General features: G+C 70.4%; 18 protein-coding genes. 12 read left to right on the top strand and 6 right to left on the bottom strand.

The window, feature by feature from the left end; translation table 11 throughout:
- Window positions 1-34 precede the first annotated feature (34 nt).
- On the bottom strand, window positions 35-466 hold the full coding sequence (locus ACRRRO_RS03435) for a hypothetical protein (RefSeq protein ID WP_434081076.1): 432 nt from the start codon (window positions 464-466) through the stop codon (window positions 35-37).
- Window positions 467-1243: 777 nt separating this feature from the next.
- On the opposite strand from ACRRRO_RS03435, the gene ACRRRO_RS03430 reads away from it, so the two are divergent.
- A complete protein-coding gene (locus tag ACRRRO_RS03430; RefSeq protein ID WP_424796392.1) occupies window positions 1244-1735 on the top strand; it encodes a DUF3817 domain-containing protein in 492 nt (163 codons plus the stop codon).
- A gap of 37 nt (window positions 1736-1772) precedes the next feature.
- Here the strand turns inward: ACRRRO_RS03430 and ACRRRO_RS03425 are convergent, their stop codons facing one another.
- Window positions 1773-2939 carry a nucleotide sugar dehydrogenase gene (locus ACRRRO_RS03425; protein ID WP_424796391.1) on the bottom strand — a complete coding sequence of 389 codons (1167 nt, stop codon included), beginning with the start codon at window positions 2937-2939 and terminating at the stop codon, window positions 1773-1775.
- 154 nt (window positions 2940-3093) lie between these two features.
- Here ACRRRO_RS03425 and ACRRRO_RS03420 point away from each other — a divergent pair, with 154 nt between their 5' ends.
- From ACRRRO_RS03420 to ACRRRO_RS03410, 3 genes are read left to right on the top strand one after another with little or no spacing between them, the layout of a single operon-like run.
- Complete coding sequence (locus tag ACRRRO_RS03420) at window positions 3094-3993, top strand: DUF3626 domain-containing protein (protein WP_424796390.1); 900 nt, start codon at window positions 3094-3096, stop codon at window positions 3991-3993.
- A gap of 33 nt (window positions 3994-4026) precedes the next feature.
- Window positions 4027-5601, top strand: coding sequence for a glutamine-hydrolyzing GMP synthase (gene guaA / locus ACRRRO_RS03415; RefSeq protein ID WP_424796389.1), 1575 nt, complete (start codon window positions 4027-4029; stop codon window positions 5599-5601).
- 41 nt (window positions 5602-5642) lie between these two features.
- The gene (locus ACRRRO_RS03410; RefSeq protein ID WP_424796388.1) at window positions 5643-6041 is read left to right on the top strand and encodes an MmcQ/YjbR family DNA-binding protein; all 399 of its coding nucleotides are present in this window, start codon (window positions 5643-5645) and stop codon (window positions 6039-6041) included.
- On the opposite strand, the gene ACRRRO_RS03405 is transcribed toward ACRRRO_RS03410, so the two are convergent.
- Window positions 6005-6829 carry a methyltransferase domain-containing protein gene (locus ACRRRO_RS03405; protein ID WP_424796387.1) on the bottom strand — a complete coding sequence of 275 codons (825 nt, stop codon included), beginning with the start codon at window positions 6827-6829 and terminating at the stop codon, window positions 6005-6007. The genes ACRRRO_RS03410 and ACRRRO_RS03405 overlap by 37 nt on opposite strands.
- 291 nt (window positions 6830-7120) lie before the next feature.
- Here ACRRRO_RS03405 and ACRRRO_RS03400 point away from each other — a divergent pair, with 291 nt between their 5' ends.
- Complete coding sequence (locus tag ACRRRO_RS03400) at window positions 7121-8314, top strand: glycosyltransferase family 4 protein (protein ID WP_424796386.1); 1194 nt, start codon at window positions 7121-7123, stop codon at window positions 8312-8314.
- Window positions 8315-8403: 89 nt separating this feature from the next.
- Here the strand turns inward: ACRRRO_RS03400 and ACRRRO_RS03395 are convergent, their stop codons facing one another.
- From ACRRRO_RS03395 to ACRRRO_RS03385, 3 genes are all read right to left on the bottom strand, one after another.
- Entirely contained in the window at window positions 8404-8670 is a 267-nt protein-coding gene (locus ACRRRO_RS03395; RefSeq protein WP_424788944.1) for a hypothetical protein, read from the bottom strand.
- Window positions 8671-8840: 170 nt separating this feature from the next.
- Window positions 8841-9908 (bottom strand): hypothetical protein, encoded by a 1068-nt coding sequence (locus ACRRRO_RS03390; protein ID WP_434081075.1) that lies wholly within the window; start codon window positions 9906-9908, stop codon window positions 8841-8843.
- Complete coding sequence (locus ACRRRO_RS03385; RefSeq protein ID WP_434081074.1) at window positions 9905-10321, bottom strand: PspC domain-containing protein; 417 nt, start codon at window positions 10319-10321, stop codon at window positions 9905-9907. Before ACRRRO_RS03385 ends, ACRRRO_RS03390 begins: the two co-directional genes overlap by 4 nt.
- A 159-nt stretch (window positions 10322-10480) precedes the next feature.
- Between ACRRRO_RS03385 and ACRRRO_RS03380 the strand changes: the two genes are divergently transcribed.
- From ACRRRO_RS03380 to ACRRRO_RS03350, 7 genes are all read left to right on the top strand, one after another.
- On the top strand, window positions 10481-11719 hold the full coding sequence (locus ACRRRO_RS03380; RefSeq protein ID WP_424796384.1) for a PspC domain-containing protein: 1239 nt from the start codon (window positions 10481-10483) through the stop codon (window positions 11717-11719).
- On the top strand, window positions 11716-12372 hold the full coding sequence (locus tag ACRRRO_RS03375) for a LuxR C-terminal-related transcriptional regulator (protein ID WP_424796383.1): 657 nt from the start codon (window positions 11716-11718) through the stop codon (window positions 12370-12372). The genes ACRRRO_RS03380 and ACRRRO_RS03375 overlap by 4 nt, the downstream gene beginning before the upstream one ends.
- Window positions 12373-12444: 72 nt before the next feature.
- Window positions 12445-12792: a hypothetical protein gene (locus ACRRRO_RS03370; RefSeq protein WP_424796382.1), complete on the top strand. Its 348-nt coding sequence runs from the start codon at window positions 12445-12447 to the stop codon at window positions 12790-12792.
- A 58-nt stretch (window positions 12793-12850) separates the two neighbouring features.
- A complete protein-coding gene (locus tag ACRRRO_RS03365) occupies window positions 12851-13558 on the top strand; it encodes an RNA polymerase sigma factor (protein WP_424788939.1) in 708 nt (235 codons plus the stop codon).
- Window positions 13555-14874: a serine/threonine-protein kinase gene (locus ACRRRO_RS03360; protein WP_424796381.1), complete on the top strand. Its 1320-nt coding sequence runs from the start codon at window positions 13555-13557 to the stop codon at window positions 14872-14874. The genes ACRRRO_RS03365 and ACRRRO_RS03360 overlap by 4 nt, the downstream gene beginning before the upstream one ends.
- Before the next feature lie 87 nt (window positions 14875-14961).
- Complete coding sequence (locus tag ACRRRO_RS03355) at window positions 14962-15648, top strand: hypothetical protein (RefSeq protein WP_424796380.1); 687 nt, start codon at window positions 14962-14964, stop codon at window positions 15646-15648.
- Window positions 15649-15653: 5 nt separating this feature from the next.
- A complete protein-coding gene (locus tag ACRRRO_RS03350; protein WP_424796379.1) occupies window positions 15654-16325 on the top strand; it encodes an OmpA/MotB family protein in 672 nt (223 codons plus the stop codon).
- The last annotated feature ends 21 nt before the right edge of the window (window positions 16326-16346 follow it).

The raw sequence follows: 16346 nt of genomic DNA, 5'->3' as shown, positions 1-16346 counted from the left end.
CGTGCGGCCCGGCGTGGTGGCCGCCTTCACCGGCTCAGGCCGGGGCCTGGTCCAGGGCCGCCGAGAGTTCGGTGGCGGCGCCGGAAAGCGTCGAGCCGAACTCCTCCAGATGCTGTTGTGCGAGCTCGCCGGCACCGGCGCGGTCCAGGTCGGCGCTCGTGGCGTCGAAGTCGGCGCGGGCGGCCCCGATGATGGTCTCGGTCCCGGCCACGTCGTCGTCGGGCCCGCCGTCGGTCAGTTCCCCGTCCCAGGCGCGCCAGGCCCGGGCCAGTTCCGCGGCCTCGAGGGCATCGGCGGCGCACACCGGTGCCAGGTCCACCAGGTAGCACTGGGTGCTCAGCGAGGCTTGGATCTGGTCGTTCGGGATCGCCGCCGCGGCTTCGGCGAGTTCGACGAGCTCGCCCGGGGTGGTGGCCGAGTCGGGGGGAGTGTGCGCAGCCGGCCTCGGTGCACCGGAGCGCCTCATCCAGGTCCGCCTGTGCCTCCGCGGCCCCGGCGTGCGCCGCCACCAGCGCCGGGTAGGTCCCGCAGAAGGTCCGCACGGCCGACTCGATGCCGCCGGTGCTGCGCTGGAAGTCCGCCACCGCCAGCTGGTAGTCGCCGAAACGCTGGCCGGTCTCGCCGGCGTCTGGGTGCTCGGTGTCCAGACCCGTCGGAGGTGCCGGGGGTTGGACGGCCTCCTGCCCGGACTGGATGAACGAGGTATAGGCGGTGCACGCGGCGTTGACGGCATCGACGTCGGCCCAGCCTGCGGTGCTGGGTTGCACCGGGTAGCGCACGGGTTGGGTCCAGTCCGGTTCGAACAGCGCGGCAAGGTCGTGCTCGCCGGCCTCGGGGGTGCCGGCCGGGCCGAGCCGTTCTGTGGTGGCCCCGGCCCAGGCATCCAGGTCCGCCGTCCAGGCCTGGACCTGGTCCTGGCGCTGCACGTCGTCCGGGCTCTCCCGGTTCAGCAGCATCACCGCGACCACGATCGCCACCACCGCCATGGTCACCGGCAGCAGCAGCCGGCGGGTGCGCGGCGACGGCCGGGACGGGGTGGGTTCGGCGGGCACGTGTGGCTCCTGGTCGAGGGGCAGGCGTGCCTTAGCGTGCCATGGTCACCGTGGGTCCGGTCGCTACACGCCAGGGTGTGCCCACCTGGGATCAGCCTATCGTGACCTGGAGTAGGAGATCCGGACTGCCCCCGGGGCGCGAGCAAGGACCTGCTGGGCAACTACGGGCGGGGCGGTGACACAATGGGGGGATGACTGAGCCCACGCCCTCCCAGCCCGTGGACCGCAGCGGCGACCGGCCGGCCGGCGGTTCATCCGATGCGCCGGACGGCCACGGTGGACGGGACACCAGCGAGGCCCTGGTCGACTCCAGGGACCGTGGTTCCTTCGCCCGCTACCGGGTGATGGCCTTCATCACCGGCGGGTTCCTGCTGTTGCTGGTGGTGGAGATGTTCCTCAAGTACGCCCTGCAACTCAACGGAGTGCAGGCCGATGGGAGCGCCGCTCCGGTGCTGGGCAACTGGATCGCATTCGTCCACGGGTGGATCTACGTCGTCTATCTGGTGTCGGTGTTCGACCTGTGGTCGAGGATGCGCTGGGGCTTCGGTCGGATCGTGGCCCTGATCGCCGGTGGGGTGGTGCCGGTGCTGTCGTTCGTGATGGAACGCAACGCCCGCACCTGGTTCGAGGAGACCCTCGCCGCCCGCAACGGCCCGACCTGGTCCCCGGCAGAGAACGCCTGAGGCCCGGACGCGGCGCCGGGGTGGGCCGCGGTCTGGCTCAGTCCCGCCCGAACAGGTCGCGGGTGTAGACCTTGGCTGCCACGTCCTGCAGTTCATCGGTGGGCCGGTTGGCCACGATCACGTCGGCGCGGGCCTTGAAGTCCTCCAGGTCGTTGACCACTTCGGAGTGATAGAAGTCCGGTTCATCCAGGTTCGGTTCGTAGACGATGACCTCCACGCCCTTGGCCTTGATGCGCTTCATGATGCCCTGGATGGAGGAGGTGCGGAAGTTGTCCGAACCGGCCTTCATGATCAACCGGTAGACCCCCACCACCTGCGGGTTGCGGCGCAGCACGTCGGCGGCCACGAAGTCCTTGCGGGTGGTGTTGGCATCGACGACCGCTCGGATCAGGTTCTGCGGGACCTCGTCGTAGTTGGCCAGCAGCTGTTTGGTGTCCTTGGGCAGGCAGTACCCGCCGTAGCCGAAGGAGGGGTTGTTGTAGTGGGCCCCGATCCGCGGGTCCAGGCCCACCCCGTCGATGATCTGGCGGGTGCTCAGCCCGTGGGCCGCGGCGTAGGTGTCCAACTCGTTGAAGTAGGCCACTCGCAGTGCGAGGTAGGTGTTGGCGAAGAGTTTGATCGCCTCGGCCTCGGTGGACCCGGTCAGCAGCACCGGCACATCCTTGGCCAGGGACCCCTCCAGCAGGAGATCCGCGAAGGCCCGCCCGCGCTCGGACTGCTCACCCACCACGATCCGGGAGGGGTAGAGGTTGTCCTCCAGCGCCCGGCCCTCGCGTAGGAACTCCGGGGAGAAGAGCACGTTCAGGCCCGGGTGCTCGGTGCGCATCTGTGAAGTGAATCCCACCGGGATGGTGGACTTGATCACCACGGTGGCCTCCGGGGCCAACTCGCCGACCTGCACCAGCACCTTCTCCACCGAGGAGGTGTCGAAGTAGTTGGACACCTCGTCGTAGTTGGTGGGGGTGGCCACGATCACCACCCGCGCCCCCTCCAGCGCCTCGGTGGCCTCGGTGGTGGCGCGCAGGTTCAACTCCTTGGTGGACAGGTACTCCTGGAGCAGCGCATCGATGATCGGGGAGTGGCCGGCGTTGATCTGGGCCACCTTCTCAGCATCGATGTCCAGGCCCAGCACCTGATGATGTTGAGCCAGCATGACGGCCAGGGACAGCCCGACGTACCCGGTGCCCACCACAGCGATCCTCACCCAGCGCTCCTCACTCTCTGTGCGCCGGGCAGTGCCCGACGACGACGCAGCCTCAGTGTGTCACCGACCCCACCACCGGGAGAAGTACTGAGGCGGGGATCACGCGTGCGGGTGCTGTTGTGGCCAGTGGGGTGGCGGCGGCATAGTGCTGGTGATGAGCGATGTCACCCCGGGCGCTGCCGCCGGCACGGCGGGCGAGATGACCGATTGGGCCTGCCGTGCGGTGGCGGCGGTGCGCAGGCGAGCCCGCGGTCCGGCGCTGGAAGGGGACCTGCGGGTGACGCTGAACTTCCACCCCGACCGGCTCACGAATGGGCGGACGGTGCTGGCGCAGATGGCCGAGCACGGTACCTACCGCAGCCAGTTCGAGACCGGCACCTCCGCCGGTGGGCTGAGCGCCCACCCCGGCGGCGACCGGTGGCGCTGGGAGCAGCGGATCTTCGATGGCGCCTATGACGACGCACCACCGGCCCAGCGACCCAAGTACGGCGCGTTGAACCACCGCCGGCGCTCCATCGGGGCGGCCCCCCGGTTCGGGTCGGCCCACCTGCGTCTGGCCCGGCACACTCTGGCGCGCACCACGTTCTGCTTCCCGGATTCGGTGCTGAACCCGCAGGACTTCGCTACCGCCCAGTCCTGTGACCTGATTCCCCTGGCCGAGGAGTTCGCCGCAACGCCACGCACCGAGGCGCAGGAGGCGGCCCTGGGTGGTGCATTGGACGACTACATCGAGGCCCACGTGCACGGGCCGATCCACCTGGCAACCGACGTCGAGGCACTCGTCCTGGATCTCTGTTACGCCGGGACCCTGGTGCAGGATCAGGCGCACGCCCTCGGTGTGCCGGTGGAGTGGCACGAGGGTCGCGTCCTGACCGTCGCCGAGCTGCGGCGACATCCGGACTTCCGTGGTGCTGGGATCGTCGCCGTCGGTGAACAGATCGCCGAGGGCGGACGGTTGGATGCGGCGGTGATCGGACGTGCCGCGGCCACCGGGCGCGCGCACGAGCAGGATCTGAAGCGGGTCTGGCACCTGGTGGCGCGGTTCGGACGGTGAATGCGGCCGGCCCTGGCGCCCTATCCTGGGGTCGTGACCATCGCGCCGCAGACCTCCAGACCGGTACTCGTCGTTGACTACGGGGCCCAGTACGCCCAGCTGATCGCCCGCCGCGTCCGCGAGGCGGCGGTCTACTCCGAGATCATTCCGCGCACCACCACTGTGGAGCAGATGCTGGCGAAGGACCCGGCCGCGATCATCCTGTCCGGGGGCCCGGCCTCGGTGTACGCCGACGATGCTCCGTCGGTGGATCCGGCCCTGTTCACCGCCGGGGTCCCGGTGCTGGGAATCTGCTACGGGTTCCAGGTGATGGCCGCAGCCCTCGGTGGCACCGTGGCACGGACCGGGACCCGTGAGTACGGCGGCACGGTGGTCCAGGTACAGCACACCGGAACGCTGCTCGATGGGTCCACCCCGGAGCAGTCCACCTGGATGTCCCACGGCGATGCGGTACATGAGGCGCCGGAGGGGTTCACGGTGCTGGCCACCTCCGCGGGCTCCCCGGTGGCAGCGTTCGAGGATGCCGCCCGGGGCCTGTACGGGATGCAGTGGCACCCTGAGGTGCGCCACTCCGAACTGGGCCAGGCCACGCTGGAGAACTTCCTCTACCGCGGGGCCGGGTTGGCAGCGGAGTGGACCGCGGGAAATGTCGTGGCCGAGACCGTCGAAGCCATCCGTGCCCAGGTGGGCACCGATCGGGTGATCTGCGGGCTGTCCGGTGGGGTCGACTCCTCGGTGGCCGCTGCCCTGGTGCAGGAGGCGGTCGGGGACCAGTTGACGTGCGTGTTCGTCGATCACGGTCTGCTGCGCGACGGGGAGGCGGAGCAGGTGGAGGAAGATTTCGTGGAGGCCACCGGCGTCAAACTCATGGTGGTCGATGCCCGGCAGCGCTTCCTCGATGCCCTGGCGGGGGTGAGCGACCCGGAGGAGAAGCGCAAGATCATCGGACGGGAGTTCATCCGGGTGTTCGAGCAGGCCGCCCGGGAGGTGGTCGAGGCCGCCGGGAGGTTCGACGACGAGGTGCGATACCTGGTGCAGGGCACGCTGTACCCGGACGTGGTCGAGTCCGGCGCTGACGGATCGGCCAACATCAAGTCCCACCACAACGTGGGCGGCCTGCCCGATGACCTGCAGTTCGACCTGATTGAGCCGCTGCGCACGCTGTTCAAGGACGAGGTGCGCGCGGTGGGTCTGGAACTGGGGGTGCCGGAGTCGATCGTGTGGCGCCAGCCGTTCCCCGGGCCCGGGCTGGGGATTCGGATCGTGGGGGAGGTGACCGGTGAGCGGTTGGACATCCTGCGCCGCGCCGACGCGATCGTGCGGTCCGAACTGACCCGCGCGGGCCTGGACCGGGACATCTGGCAATGCCCGGTGGTGCTGCTGGCCGCTGTGCGCTCGGTGGGGGTCCAGGGTGATGGGCGCACCTACGGCCACCCGATCGTGTTGCGGCCGGTCTCCTCCGAGGACGCCATGACGGCGGACTGGACCCGGTTGCCGTACGAGGTGCTCTCCCGGATCTCCACCCGGATCACCAACGAGGTGGCTGAGGTGAACCGGGTGGTGCTGGATGTCACCAGTAAGCCGCCGGGCACCATCGAGTGGGAGTGAGCCGGGCGGGGCCCGGCTGACTGTGTTCGATATGATGGGACATGGCCACCTGGGACGAGGTCCGAAGGATCGCCAACGCGCTACCCGAGGCCGAGCAGCGCGAGGACAGGCACGAGTGGCGCGTGCGGTCGAAGTTGTTCGCGTTGGAGCGTCCGCTGCGCAAGTCCGATCACGAGGCACTCGGTCAGGCTGCGCCACAGGGTCCCATCCTGGGCGCGTACGTGCCCGATCTGGGCGTGAAGGAGATGCTGTTGTCCACCTCGCCCGAGGTGTACTTCACCACGCCGCACTTCGACGGATTCCCCATGGTGCTCGCCCGGCTAGTGGAACTGCCGGCCGACGAACTCCACGAACTGATCGTCGAGGCCTGGCTGTCCCGCGCTCCCAAGCGGACGGCCCGGGCCTATTTGGCTGAGCGGGGGCTCGATGGCGCAGGTTGAGCCGCCGGGTCGGTGCGACCGGGACGCCGAGCCACCACGAATACCCGGCGGAAGGGCAGCACGGTGCCGTGCTCGGTCTCGGGGTAGGCCTGCCGCAACGCCGCGCCGTACTCGGCGCGGAACCGCTCGAGCAACTGCGGCGGCAGGGCCGCGAGGACCTCGCGCGCGCCGGTCGCGCTGATCCAGGTCAGCACCGGGTCGGGTCCGGTCAGGACGTGCAAGTAGGTGGTCTCCCAGGCGTCCACCCGCCACCCCCGCGCGGCCAGGGCCTCCAGATAGACGTCGGGGTCGTGCGCCTCGGGAAAGGTCACGTTCTCGGTGTACGCGGCATAGGGGTCGCTCCTGGTCAGGCTGCGTAGCAACCGGTGGCTCGGGCCATCGAAGTTGCCCGGCACAGAGAACGCCAGTGTGCCCTGATCGGCGACGTGCTCGGTGAGGTCGCGAAGCAGGTCCAGGTGACCGGGCACCCATTGGAACGTGGCGTTGGAGATCAGCAGATCCACAGGCACCGGGGGGCGCCAGGTGCGCAGGTCGCCCAGGTGATAGTGCACGCCGGGGGCTTGGTGCTCGGTCCGGGCTCGCTCGATCATCTCGGCCGAGGAGTCGAGCGCGTCGATGCGTGCGTGCGGCCAACGTGCCCGCAGGAGGCGCGACAGGTGGCCCGGTCCGCAGCCCAGATCGGCGATGGTGGCCGGTTCGGTGGGGACCCGGGCGAGCAGTTCGGTGAAGGGCCGGGAACGTTCGTCGGCGTAGTGCAGGTAGGTGGCCGGGTTCCAGTTCGCGCTCATCGGTGGCATTCTCCCTCCCCAATTATCTCGACGTCAAGATAAACGTCCTGGATCCCCCCAGCGCGTCCGGTCCCCACAAGCGCGTCGGGCCGCCCCGGCCGCGCCCCCCGAGCACGCCCGCTCGCCACCGGCCGCGCCCAAACAATCCAATTGGTCCGTTACAGCGCCTGCGGGCTCGTTGTGAGCGCTACAACGATCCAATTGGACTGTTATGGCGCGCGGCGCGAGCGGCGCGGCGTGTGGGCGCTGCGTGAGCGGTCGCCGGGGCGGCGCGCTGGTTACAGTGAGTGGGTGCGCATCGTCCACATCTCCGACTGCTTCGCCCCACGGCTGGGCGGCATCGAGAACCAGGTCCAGGATCTGGGGATCCAGCAAGCGCGGGCCGGCCACGCCGTCCACGTCCTGACCGCCACCGCACAGCACCGTGCCGCGGTGCCACCGGGGCGTTCCCGGCACCGGTTCTCCAGCACCGAGGACGGTGGGCTGCGGGTGCACCGACTGGCCACCCCGGCTACCTTCGGGGTCCCGGTGCATCCGCGGGGACGAGCGCTGATCACCCGGGCGCTGCGGTTGCTCAAACCGGACGTGGTGCACGTGCACGCCGGGGTGGTCTCGCCCTTCGCCTACGCCGGCGCCATGGCGGCCCGGGATGTGGGCCTCCCGTTAGCCATTACCTGGCACTGCGTGCTCTCCGGTGCCCGGCACCTGCTGGGCTGGGGCGCACGGGCGACGCAGTGGGACACCGCAGCGTTCGCTCCCAGCGCGGTCAGTGGCTTGGTGGCCGGGCAGGTCGCCCAGGCATTGGGTCGCTCGGACGTGCAGGTGGTGCCGAACGGATTGGACCTGGCCCCCTGGCGCGGGGTAGCCGTCCGACCCGAGCCCGGTGCCGAGCCCGGCGTGCTGCGTGTGGTGGCGAGCCAGCGGATGGCCTCGCGCAAGCGAACCGTGCCCCTGATCCGGGTGATCGCCCAGGTACACGAGCGCCTCGGCCGCACCGAGCGGGACACCCCACGTATCCACCTGACGCTGGCCGGGGACGGGCCCGGCATGGCCGCGGTGCGTTCGCGGGTCGCCGCCGCCGAACTGGACGATGTGATCACCTTGCTGGGCAGGGTGCCCCGCGACGTGCTGCCGACCCTCTACCGGGCGCAGGACGTATTCGTTTCCCCGACTTCCCTGGAGGCCTTCGGACTGGCCGCACTGGAGGCCCGTGCAGCCGGTCTTGCCGTGGTGGGCATGCGGGACAGCGGGATCGCCGAGTTCATCACCGACGGTGTCGAAGGCCTGCTGGTCCGCGGTGACGCCGGTATGGCCGACGCGCTGGTGCGGCTGGCGCGTGAGCCCGGGTTGCTCCGCACGATCACCACCAACAACCGGGCCGAACCGCCGGCGCTGGGTTGGCCGGATGTGCTGGAACGGGTGGACGGGCTGTACCAGCGTGCCCGCGCTCTGCCACGCTCCACCGAGACCGGTCGCCGCCGGTGAGACCTGCCGCAGCCGAGGCCGGCCTCGCGGCGTTAGACCGGCCTGGAGCGGGGCAGGTCACCCCACCGGTCCGCCGGGCGCGGCGCTTGTCACTGGCCCTGCCGACCCTGTCCGCCCTTGCGCTCGCGGCTGGAACTGCGCAGGGCCGACACGGCGGACCCGATCAGTAGCCCGAACCCTGCAATGATGAACAGCGAGATCAGGGCGATCTCCAGGTCGACCCGTCGGCCGGTGGCCACGGCGATCGCACCCAGGCCAACCAGAACCGCGACCAGGCCCCAGACCATCGTGCCGGTGCGGGCCGGAGGGGGACCCTGCGGGCTCCCGGGGTTGGCGTAGCCGTGCGGTTCGGTCACGGCGCCATCCGCCGCCGGCGGGGACGTGGAAATCGGTTCGGTCGGTCTCATCGTGCTTCACCCCTCGTGTGAAATCGTTGGTCGTTCGGTCGCCTTCTCAGCCTGTTTCGGTTCCCGCCGGGGGTACCTGCCGGATCACGATCGCCCCGGCCCCCACCGCCACGTCAAGTTCAATATCGGGCGAGCCCGATCCGCCGGCGGAGCGCAGGGAGAGGTCCCGTAGCAGGACCACATCGGCGTCGGTGCGGACGCGCGCTCTCGGCGAACCAGGTGCCCGGCTGCTCCACCCGCAGCGATCCGGTGCCTTGGACATTGACGTCCACGTCCAGGCCCTGCGGAACGTCCAGGACCAGTTGCCCGGCGGCCAGGGTGATCTCCACCGGCTCGGCCAGCGACGTGTCGGGAGGTAGCGCGCTCAGGTCGGCTCGCAGTCTTCCGGCCGTGTGGACGTGTCCGGCCTCCAGGGCGTCCGCCGAGGACGGTGCCCAGTAGGCATCCCCGACATTGCCCGGGGCCAGGGTGAGCGCGTCGCGCACCTGGGGGGCGACCGCCAGCGCCAGGGTCAGCGGTACCACAACCAGGGCGACCAGCACGGACCAGCCGCCGAGGGCCCCGGCGCGCCGGCCCCGTGCGCCGTTGATCACCAGGCCCACGCCGAGTACGGACAGAACCACGCCCCCGCTCAGCAGCCAGAGCGAGACCTCCCACTCCAGCATCCGGCCCAGGATCTGCACCACGGCCATCCCGACCAGGGCAAGCCCGGCGATCGCGTAGACGATCGAACGGTGGCGCCCGTCCGGCGGAGCCGACGACGGAACGTACGCGGGTGCGCTCGTCGCCGTCGGGGTGCTCGCCGCGGCAGCGCCGGGCCGGGCTCCGTAGGTGCCAGCGGTACCGCTGTGGCCGGTCGATCGGGAAGGGTCGTGCCCGACTCCGTACCCGCCGGCGGACCTGGCAAGGGCGGGAGGCGGTGGTGCAGGACGAGGCTCCGACGCGGGACCACCCGGCGCGCCGGAGGATGGAGCGGAAGGCGCGGATCCGCCCGGATCCGGTGAGGCGGGCGGGGTACCCGTCCCCGGGGCGGGCGCGTCACCACGTTCACCTCGGGCCCTGGGCAGGATCCACAGCAGCACCACCAGCACCAGCGCGGTGACGACCAGGAACCCGAAGGTGGCCCACGGGTCCCCCCACCAGAACCCGTGCCACCACAGGCCGGGCCGGTTCAGACCGATGATCACCAGCACCAGCGCCCGGCCAGTCCGGCGTCGAACCGGCCACGCAGGGCTTCCTGCAGGTGGATCCGGCCGTCGGACTCCTCGGCGAGCAGCGCCCAGCCGAGGCCGTACAAGAGCAGACCGAGCCCACCGAAGAAGGTGAGCACCACGAACGCCCCGCGCACCAGCAGCGGGTCGACGTCGAGACGGCGCGCCACTCCGCCGGCGACGCCACCGATCCAGCGGTCGGCGGTGCGGATCCATCCGCTGCGGCGCAGGGAGTCGAAGAAGGAGGCACCGGGGCCTCCGTGGCCGGGTCGTTCGGCCCCGGTGCCCGGACTGTGCTCATGGGCGTACTCGGCGCCACCGGACGGCGCGTGCTCGTGCCCGGGCGGGCCCTGCGGTACGACAGGGTCTTGCCGACGGTCGTGATCCATACCCGACAGTCAACTCCGGTGCCACCGACGGGCACCATCGGGGATCACCCTGACCTGCCCCTGGATTACGCTTCCTGAAGCCGGGAGATCGGCCCGGGGGTCCCCTGATTTGCTGGTTCTGCCCTGCCGCTGTGCCGACCCGCGTGACACGATGACGGAGTGAATGCACCCGCACCGGCAGTCGCGAGCAGCCGGGCCAGGCCACCCCTGCGCCGCCCGGAGCGTGGCCGGATCCTGTCCGGCGTATGCGCCGGGCTTGCGGTGCACCTGGACGTTCCGGTGCGCACCATCCGATGGATCTTCGCTCTCACCACCCTCGCAGCCGGTGCCGGGGCGCTGATGTACCTCTGGCTGGCCCTGACCGTCCCCCACGGCTCGGCGAGTGCGCAGCCCCCGCGCCTGGCGCGGCTGATTCCGGCCCTTCGCACGCCGGCCACCCAGGGCGTCGTCGGCCAGGTGTCCCTGGGTGGGATTCTGCTGCTGATCGCCGCGAGCCTGGTGGCGATCCGGTTCGGGGCCGACGCGATGGGCACCTGGCTGCTCCCGGTGGTGGTGTTGCTGGCGGGGGCCGCGCTGGCGTGGAGCCAACTCGATTCCGTCGGTGGCGCCGGTGAGGGGAACCAGTCCCGAGGCGCTGTGCTGGTGCGTGTGGGCGGTGGCGTGGCGTTGTCGGTGGTCGGCGTGGTGCTGCTGATCGGACAGGGGCAGGGCGCCGGCCAGGTGCTGCGCGGCCTGCTCGCCGGGATGGTGGTGCTGGCCGGTGCGGCACTGGTGCTGGCGCCGTGGTGGCTGCGGTTGTGGCGCGAACTCATCGCCGAACGGGCCGCACGCGCCCGGGAGTCCGAGCGGGCAGATATCGCCGCCCACCTGCACGACTCGGTCCTGCAGACCCTCTCGTTGATCCGGTCCCGCAGCCACGACCCGGTCATGGTTCAGCGCCTGGCCCGGGCCCAGGAGCGGGAACTACGGGACTGGCTCTATCGGGATCGCCCCGAACCGGGTGACTCCATCGCGGCGGACCTGAGTAGCCTGGCGGCCGAGGTGGAGGACTTGCACGGGGCGGTCATCGACGTCGTCACCGCCGGCGACGGCTCGCCGTCGGCCGGCACCGAACCGCTGATGGCTGCGACCCGGGAGGCGCTGGTGAACGCCGTGGTGCACGGGGCCGCACCGGTGTCGCTCTACGTGCAGGTGAACGAGACGGCCACCGAGGTGTTCGTGCGTGACCGTGGTGAGGGGTTCGACACGGAACAGGTCGGTGCCGACCGGCACGGCGTGCGCGATTCGATCATCGGGCGGATGCACCGCCACGGGGGTAGCGCCCAGGTGCGCAGTGATCCCGGCCGCGGCACCGAGGTGCACCTGCGGATGCCGGTCAATGGAGGGAAGCAAGGATGAGTCAGGGACTGCGGGTGGTGCTGGTCGATGATCACCGGCTGGTGCGCACCGGCGTGCGCGGCGAACTGGGCGAGGGCCTGGAGGTCGTCGGGGAGGCCGAGGACGTGCCCGGGGCGATCGCGGTGGTGCGGGATGCCCTGCCGGACGTGGTGCTCCTGGACGTGCACCTGCCCGGGGGCCGTGGTGGCGGGGGAGCGGAGGTGATCGCCGGATGCGTCGACCTGCTCGATCGGGTGCGATTCCTGGCGCTGTCGGTCTCCGATGCCGCCGAGGACGTGGTTTCGGTGATCCGGGCCGGGGCCCGGGGATACGTCACCAAGTCCATCGATGGAGCCGAATTGTCCGATGCTGTGCGCCGGGTGGCCGAGGGGGATGCGGTCTTCTCCCCGCGCCTGGCCGGCTTTGTCCTGGACGCCTTCGGCACCGCCGCCTCCGATGTAGCCACCCACGACGACGAACTGGACCGGCTCTCGGCCCGGGAGCAGGAGGTGATGCGGCTGATCGCCCGCGGATACACCTACCGGGAGGTCGGCTCGGAACTGTTCATCTCCATCAAGACCGTGGAGACCCACGTCTCGGCGGTGCTACGCAAACTGCAGCTGTCCTCCCGCAACGAACTCACCCACTGGGCGGCGGCTCGCCGGTTGCTGTGATGTGGGCCGCACCTGGACCGGCGGGGCGCCGGTGCGGGCCGGGACATCGGTAGTGGCCAGTAGGGTGCAGGCATGGAAACTGTGTACCTGATTCTCGTGGTGCTGCACCTGCTCGGCTGGGCGATCGCCTTCGGCGGGGTAGTCGCCGGCATGCGCAAGCCCGTGCTCAACTCCGGGGTGCTGCACGGTGTGCTCACCGCCCTGTTCACCGGCATCATCCTGGTCGGGGTGGCCTCGGCGGGAGTGGCTGGACCGGACATCAACCACACCAAGATCACGGTGAAGCTCATCATCGCCCTCGCGATCACCGCGATGGTGATCTTCGGCGGACGCAACCATGAGAAGACGATCGCCCGCGGTTACCTCGGCGGGATCGCCGGTCTGATCGCAGTGAACGTGGCACTCGCCGTTCTGTGGTGAGGTAACCGGGAGGACGTCGGCGTCACTGCCGGCCGGGCGAATACCAGGGGGATCGAGCGTGCTCAGCGAACTGAACCACGCGGTGCGCTCCGGTGACCCCTTGGCCGCCCGCCGCGTGCTGGGGGCGCTCGCCGAAGCCGGCAGCGCCGGTCGCGAGGACGACGGTACGAACCACGACGACACGAACCCACCGGTCATGCCGGCACGGGTGCTCGAGACACTGGCGCAGGTGGCCGCTGCCGGGGGTGACGGCGCACCGCTGGCGACGGAACTACTGATCGAGAACCTCGATGCCTCCGGTTTGGTGCGCCGGTTCGCCCACCAGGCACTACTGGATCACGCTGCGGTGGACGACGTGACGCAGGACAGCCTGATCTCCATCGCCGAATCCATCGGGTCGTTCCGCGGTAACTCGCAACTGAGCACGTGGGTGCACCGGATCGTGCGCAACCGGGTAGTCGATCATCTGCGGCGGCAACGCGCCACTGCGCCGTTGCCCGCCGATGACGTGGGTCCGGGCGTGCGGATCAGTTCGGTGATCGCCACCCGCGCCACGATCACCGAGGTGCTCGGCTTGCTGCCGGCTCACTATCGTGAACCCGTGGTGCTGCGCGATGTCCAGGGCCTGTCCTACACCGAGGTGGCGCAGCGGCTGGGTGTGGGCCTGAGCGCCACCAAGTCCCGGATCGCCCGTGGCCGCGCCCTGGTCGCGGCGCACTGGCATGAGGGTGACGATCGAGCCCGCCGGTCAGGGAGGTGCCCATGAGTAACCAGGTGGGCCGGTACCGGCTGGAGGGCGTGATCGGGGTGGGCTCCTTCGCCACGGTGCACCGGGCGGTGGACACCCGCCTGGATGATGTGGTGGTGGTGAAGATGCTCGCCGAGAATCACAGCCTCAATCCGGAGGTGCGGGAGCGGTTCATCGCTGAGGGGCGCAGCCTGCGCCGGATTCGCAGTCCGCACGTGATCGCGATCCACGACATCGGTGAGTCCGAGCGCCAACAGCCCTACCTGGTGCTCCAGCACGCCGACCGTGGCACGTTGGCCGAGCGGGTGGGCTACCTGCGCACCCGGGGTTGGTCACCAGCCCGCGCGGATGTGCTGACCGTTGCCCGATCGCTGGCTGCCGCGATCAAGGCGGTGCACCGAGCCGGCCTGGTGCACCGGGACCTGAGCCCGGGCAATGTGCTGCTCACCAGCGAACCAGACCCCGGCGGTGCGGACCGTGGTGACGGTGCACGCGCCGCCGTGGTGGCCCCGGGAGAGCGGCTGGTGGTCGCCGACCTGGGCATGTGCAAGGACCTCGCCCTGAACTCCGGGCTGACCGTGGCCGGTGGCACCGCCGGCTTCCGACCGCCGGAACAGCAGGGCCCGGGCATCATCGATACCCGGGCGGATCTGTGGGCTATGTCCGCCCTGCTGCTGTGGCTGTGCCACCAGGGCGGCAGCGGCGGCGCGGAGTTGCCCGAGGCGCTGTTCGAGGCCCTACGCCGCAGCACCGCCACCGACCCCGCCGACCGGCACCCGGACGTGGCCTGCTGGCTCGCCGACGTCGAAGCTGCCTCGATGCCACCGGCACCCACTGCGGTATCGGCACCACCGGCACCTGCCGGCCATGCGCCCTCTGAGCCACGTGATCCCGGCACCGACGCGGCAGCACCGACGTCTGCAGATGCCGGAGCATCCGGCGCCGCCTCCACGAGCGCACCCAGCCGCCAGCCCCGACACCGCCGCCGGTGGCCCCTCTTCACCGTCGCGCTGCTCGCCGTGGTCCTCGCCGCCGGTGCCGGTTGGCTCGCCGGTTCCCTCCTCGGTCCAGGCCCCACGGACCGTTCGGGTCAGGCCGGCATTGCCATCACTGGTCCCAGCGAGGTAGCGGTGGGACAACCGGCCACCTTCTCCGCCGAGGCCGACCAGGTGGAGGGTTGGGTGTGGACGCTGCCCACCGGACAACACCTGGTGGACCACCCGAGCGTCTCCATCACCGCTGCCGCACCCGGACGGGCAACCGTGGTCCTGCGAGCGCGCGCCCCGGATGGCACCGACCTGGAGGCAGTGCACCACCTCACTGTCACCGAGTGAGCCATCTCACACTCGGGTCGTGCAACTTTTCAGCCCTGGCATGCGACTCACGGGCGAGACTCACCACCCAACAGCAAGGAGAGCCCTGTGACCACCTCCCGTATCTCCCCGTCCCGGCGCCTGCTCGGCGCGATTGCCGGTGTGACCCTGGCCGCCGGCACCCTGGCTGCCTGCGGTCCCGAGGATTCCGCCGAGTTCGACCCCGCCGACCAGACCCAGGAGCCCGCCGAGGATGCGGAGCAGGCGCCCGATGTGGCGGATGGCCCTGACGGAGACGAACAAGACGCGGACGACGACGAGAAGGGAACCGCCGACGACGCCCAGGCAGAGGAGGTCGACGCGGCCTCCGGCGGCACTTATGTGCGCGGCCCCGAGGACGCCGCCGCGACCATCACCTATGACCTGCCGGACGGCGAGATGCAGGTCACCGTCGGGCTGCACTCCCTGCAGGTGGAGGGCGACGTCATGCGCCTGGACCTGTCCTTCAGCCCGGAGGGTGGCCGCGATAGCGACTACACCCTCTACACCCTCAACCAGAATCGCAGGCTCCGGCCCGTCCTGAACGACCGGGAGAACCTCAAGCAGTACTCGGTCCTGGAGGGAAGCGGCGACACCTGGAGTTCCGACTCCACTCCCGCGGGGACCAAGGTCGAGAGCGGCCAGACGCTGATGTACCACGCCTACTACGCCGCACCCGAGGACGACATCGACACCATCGACGTCCTGGTGATCGACGGTCTGGTGGAGTTCTCCGACGCGCAGGTCGAGTGGTGAGTCGGATGCGGACCCTGCACACGGCCCGACCTACCGGCGAGGTCCAGCCGAAAGGTTCCGCGCTGCGGTTGCCTGGGCTGCAGCGCGGCATCCGGTCCGCCTGCGCGGCGCTGCTGCTGGTGATGGCCACCGGTGCGGCCGCTACGGCAGTCGTGGATGACGGCCCGCCCCCGGAGCCGGAGGGCGGGGTCTCCGGTAGCGACAAACGTGGTTCGGTGCGCGTCTTCAGCACCGACGCCGTGCGCGTCTTCAGCACTGATGCCGTGCGCGTCTTCAGCATCGATGGCAGCGTGACCAGCCTCGGCGACGGTGTCGAGGTCGTCGGCGACACGTCGGTGATCTCGTTATCCTCGGACCTGTTGTTTCCGCCGAACAGTTGGGAGCTACCGGTCAGCGCCCCGGGCAAGATCGCCGATCTGGTCTCCGACGTGCCCCAGGGGGCAACCGTGCAGGTGACCGGGCACACCGATTCGGTACCCACCGGCGCAGACTTCGACAACGTCGAACTGTCGCAAGAACGCGCTGAGGCCGTCGCCGGCGCCCTGCGCGATGAACGGCCCGATCTGGACCTGGAGGTCTCCGGGGTGGGGGACGCCGAACCGGCCGAGCGGGAGGACCCGGACGACCCGTCCACCTTCGCGGCCAACCGCCGGGTGGAGATCGCCTACGAGGGGTGAGGTACGCCGTCGCCGGCCCTG

Origin of the sequence: Sanguibacter sp. Z1732, assembly GCF_051020515.1 — a bacterium.
Classification (GTDB): domain Bacteria; phylum Actinomycetota; class Actinomycetes; order Actinomycetales; family Beutenbergiaceae; genus CALKWS01.
This window is presented reverse-complemented; position numbering and strand designations above follow the sequence as displayed.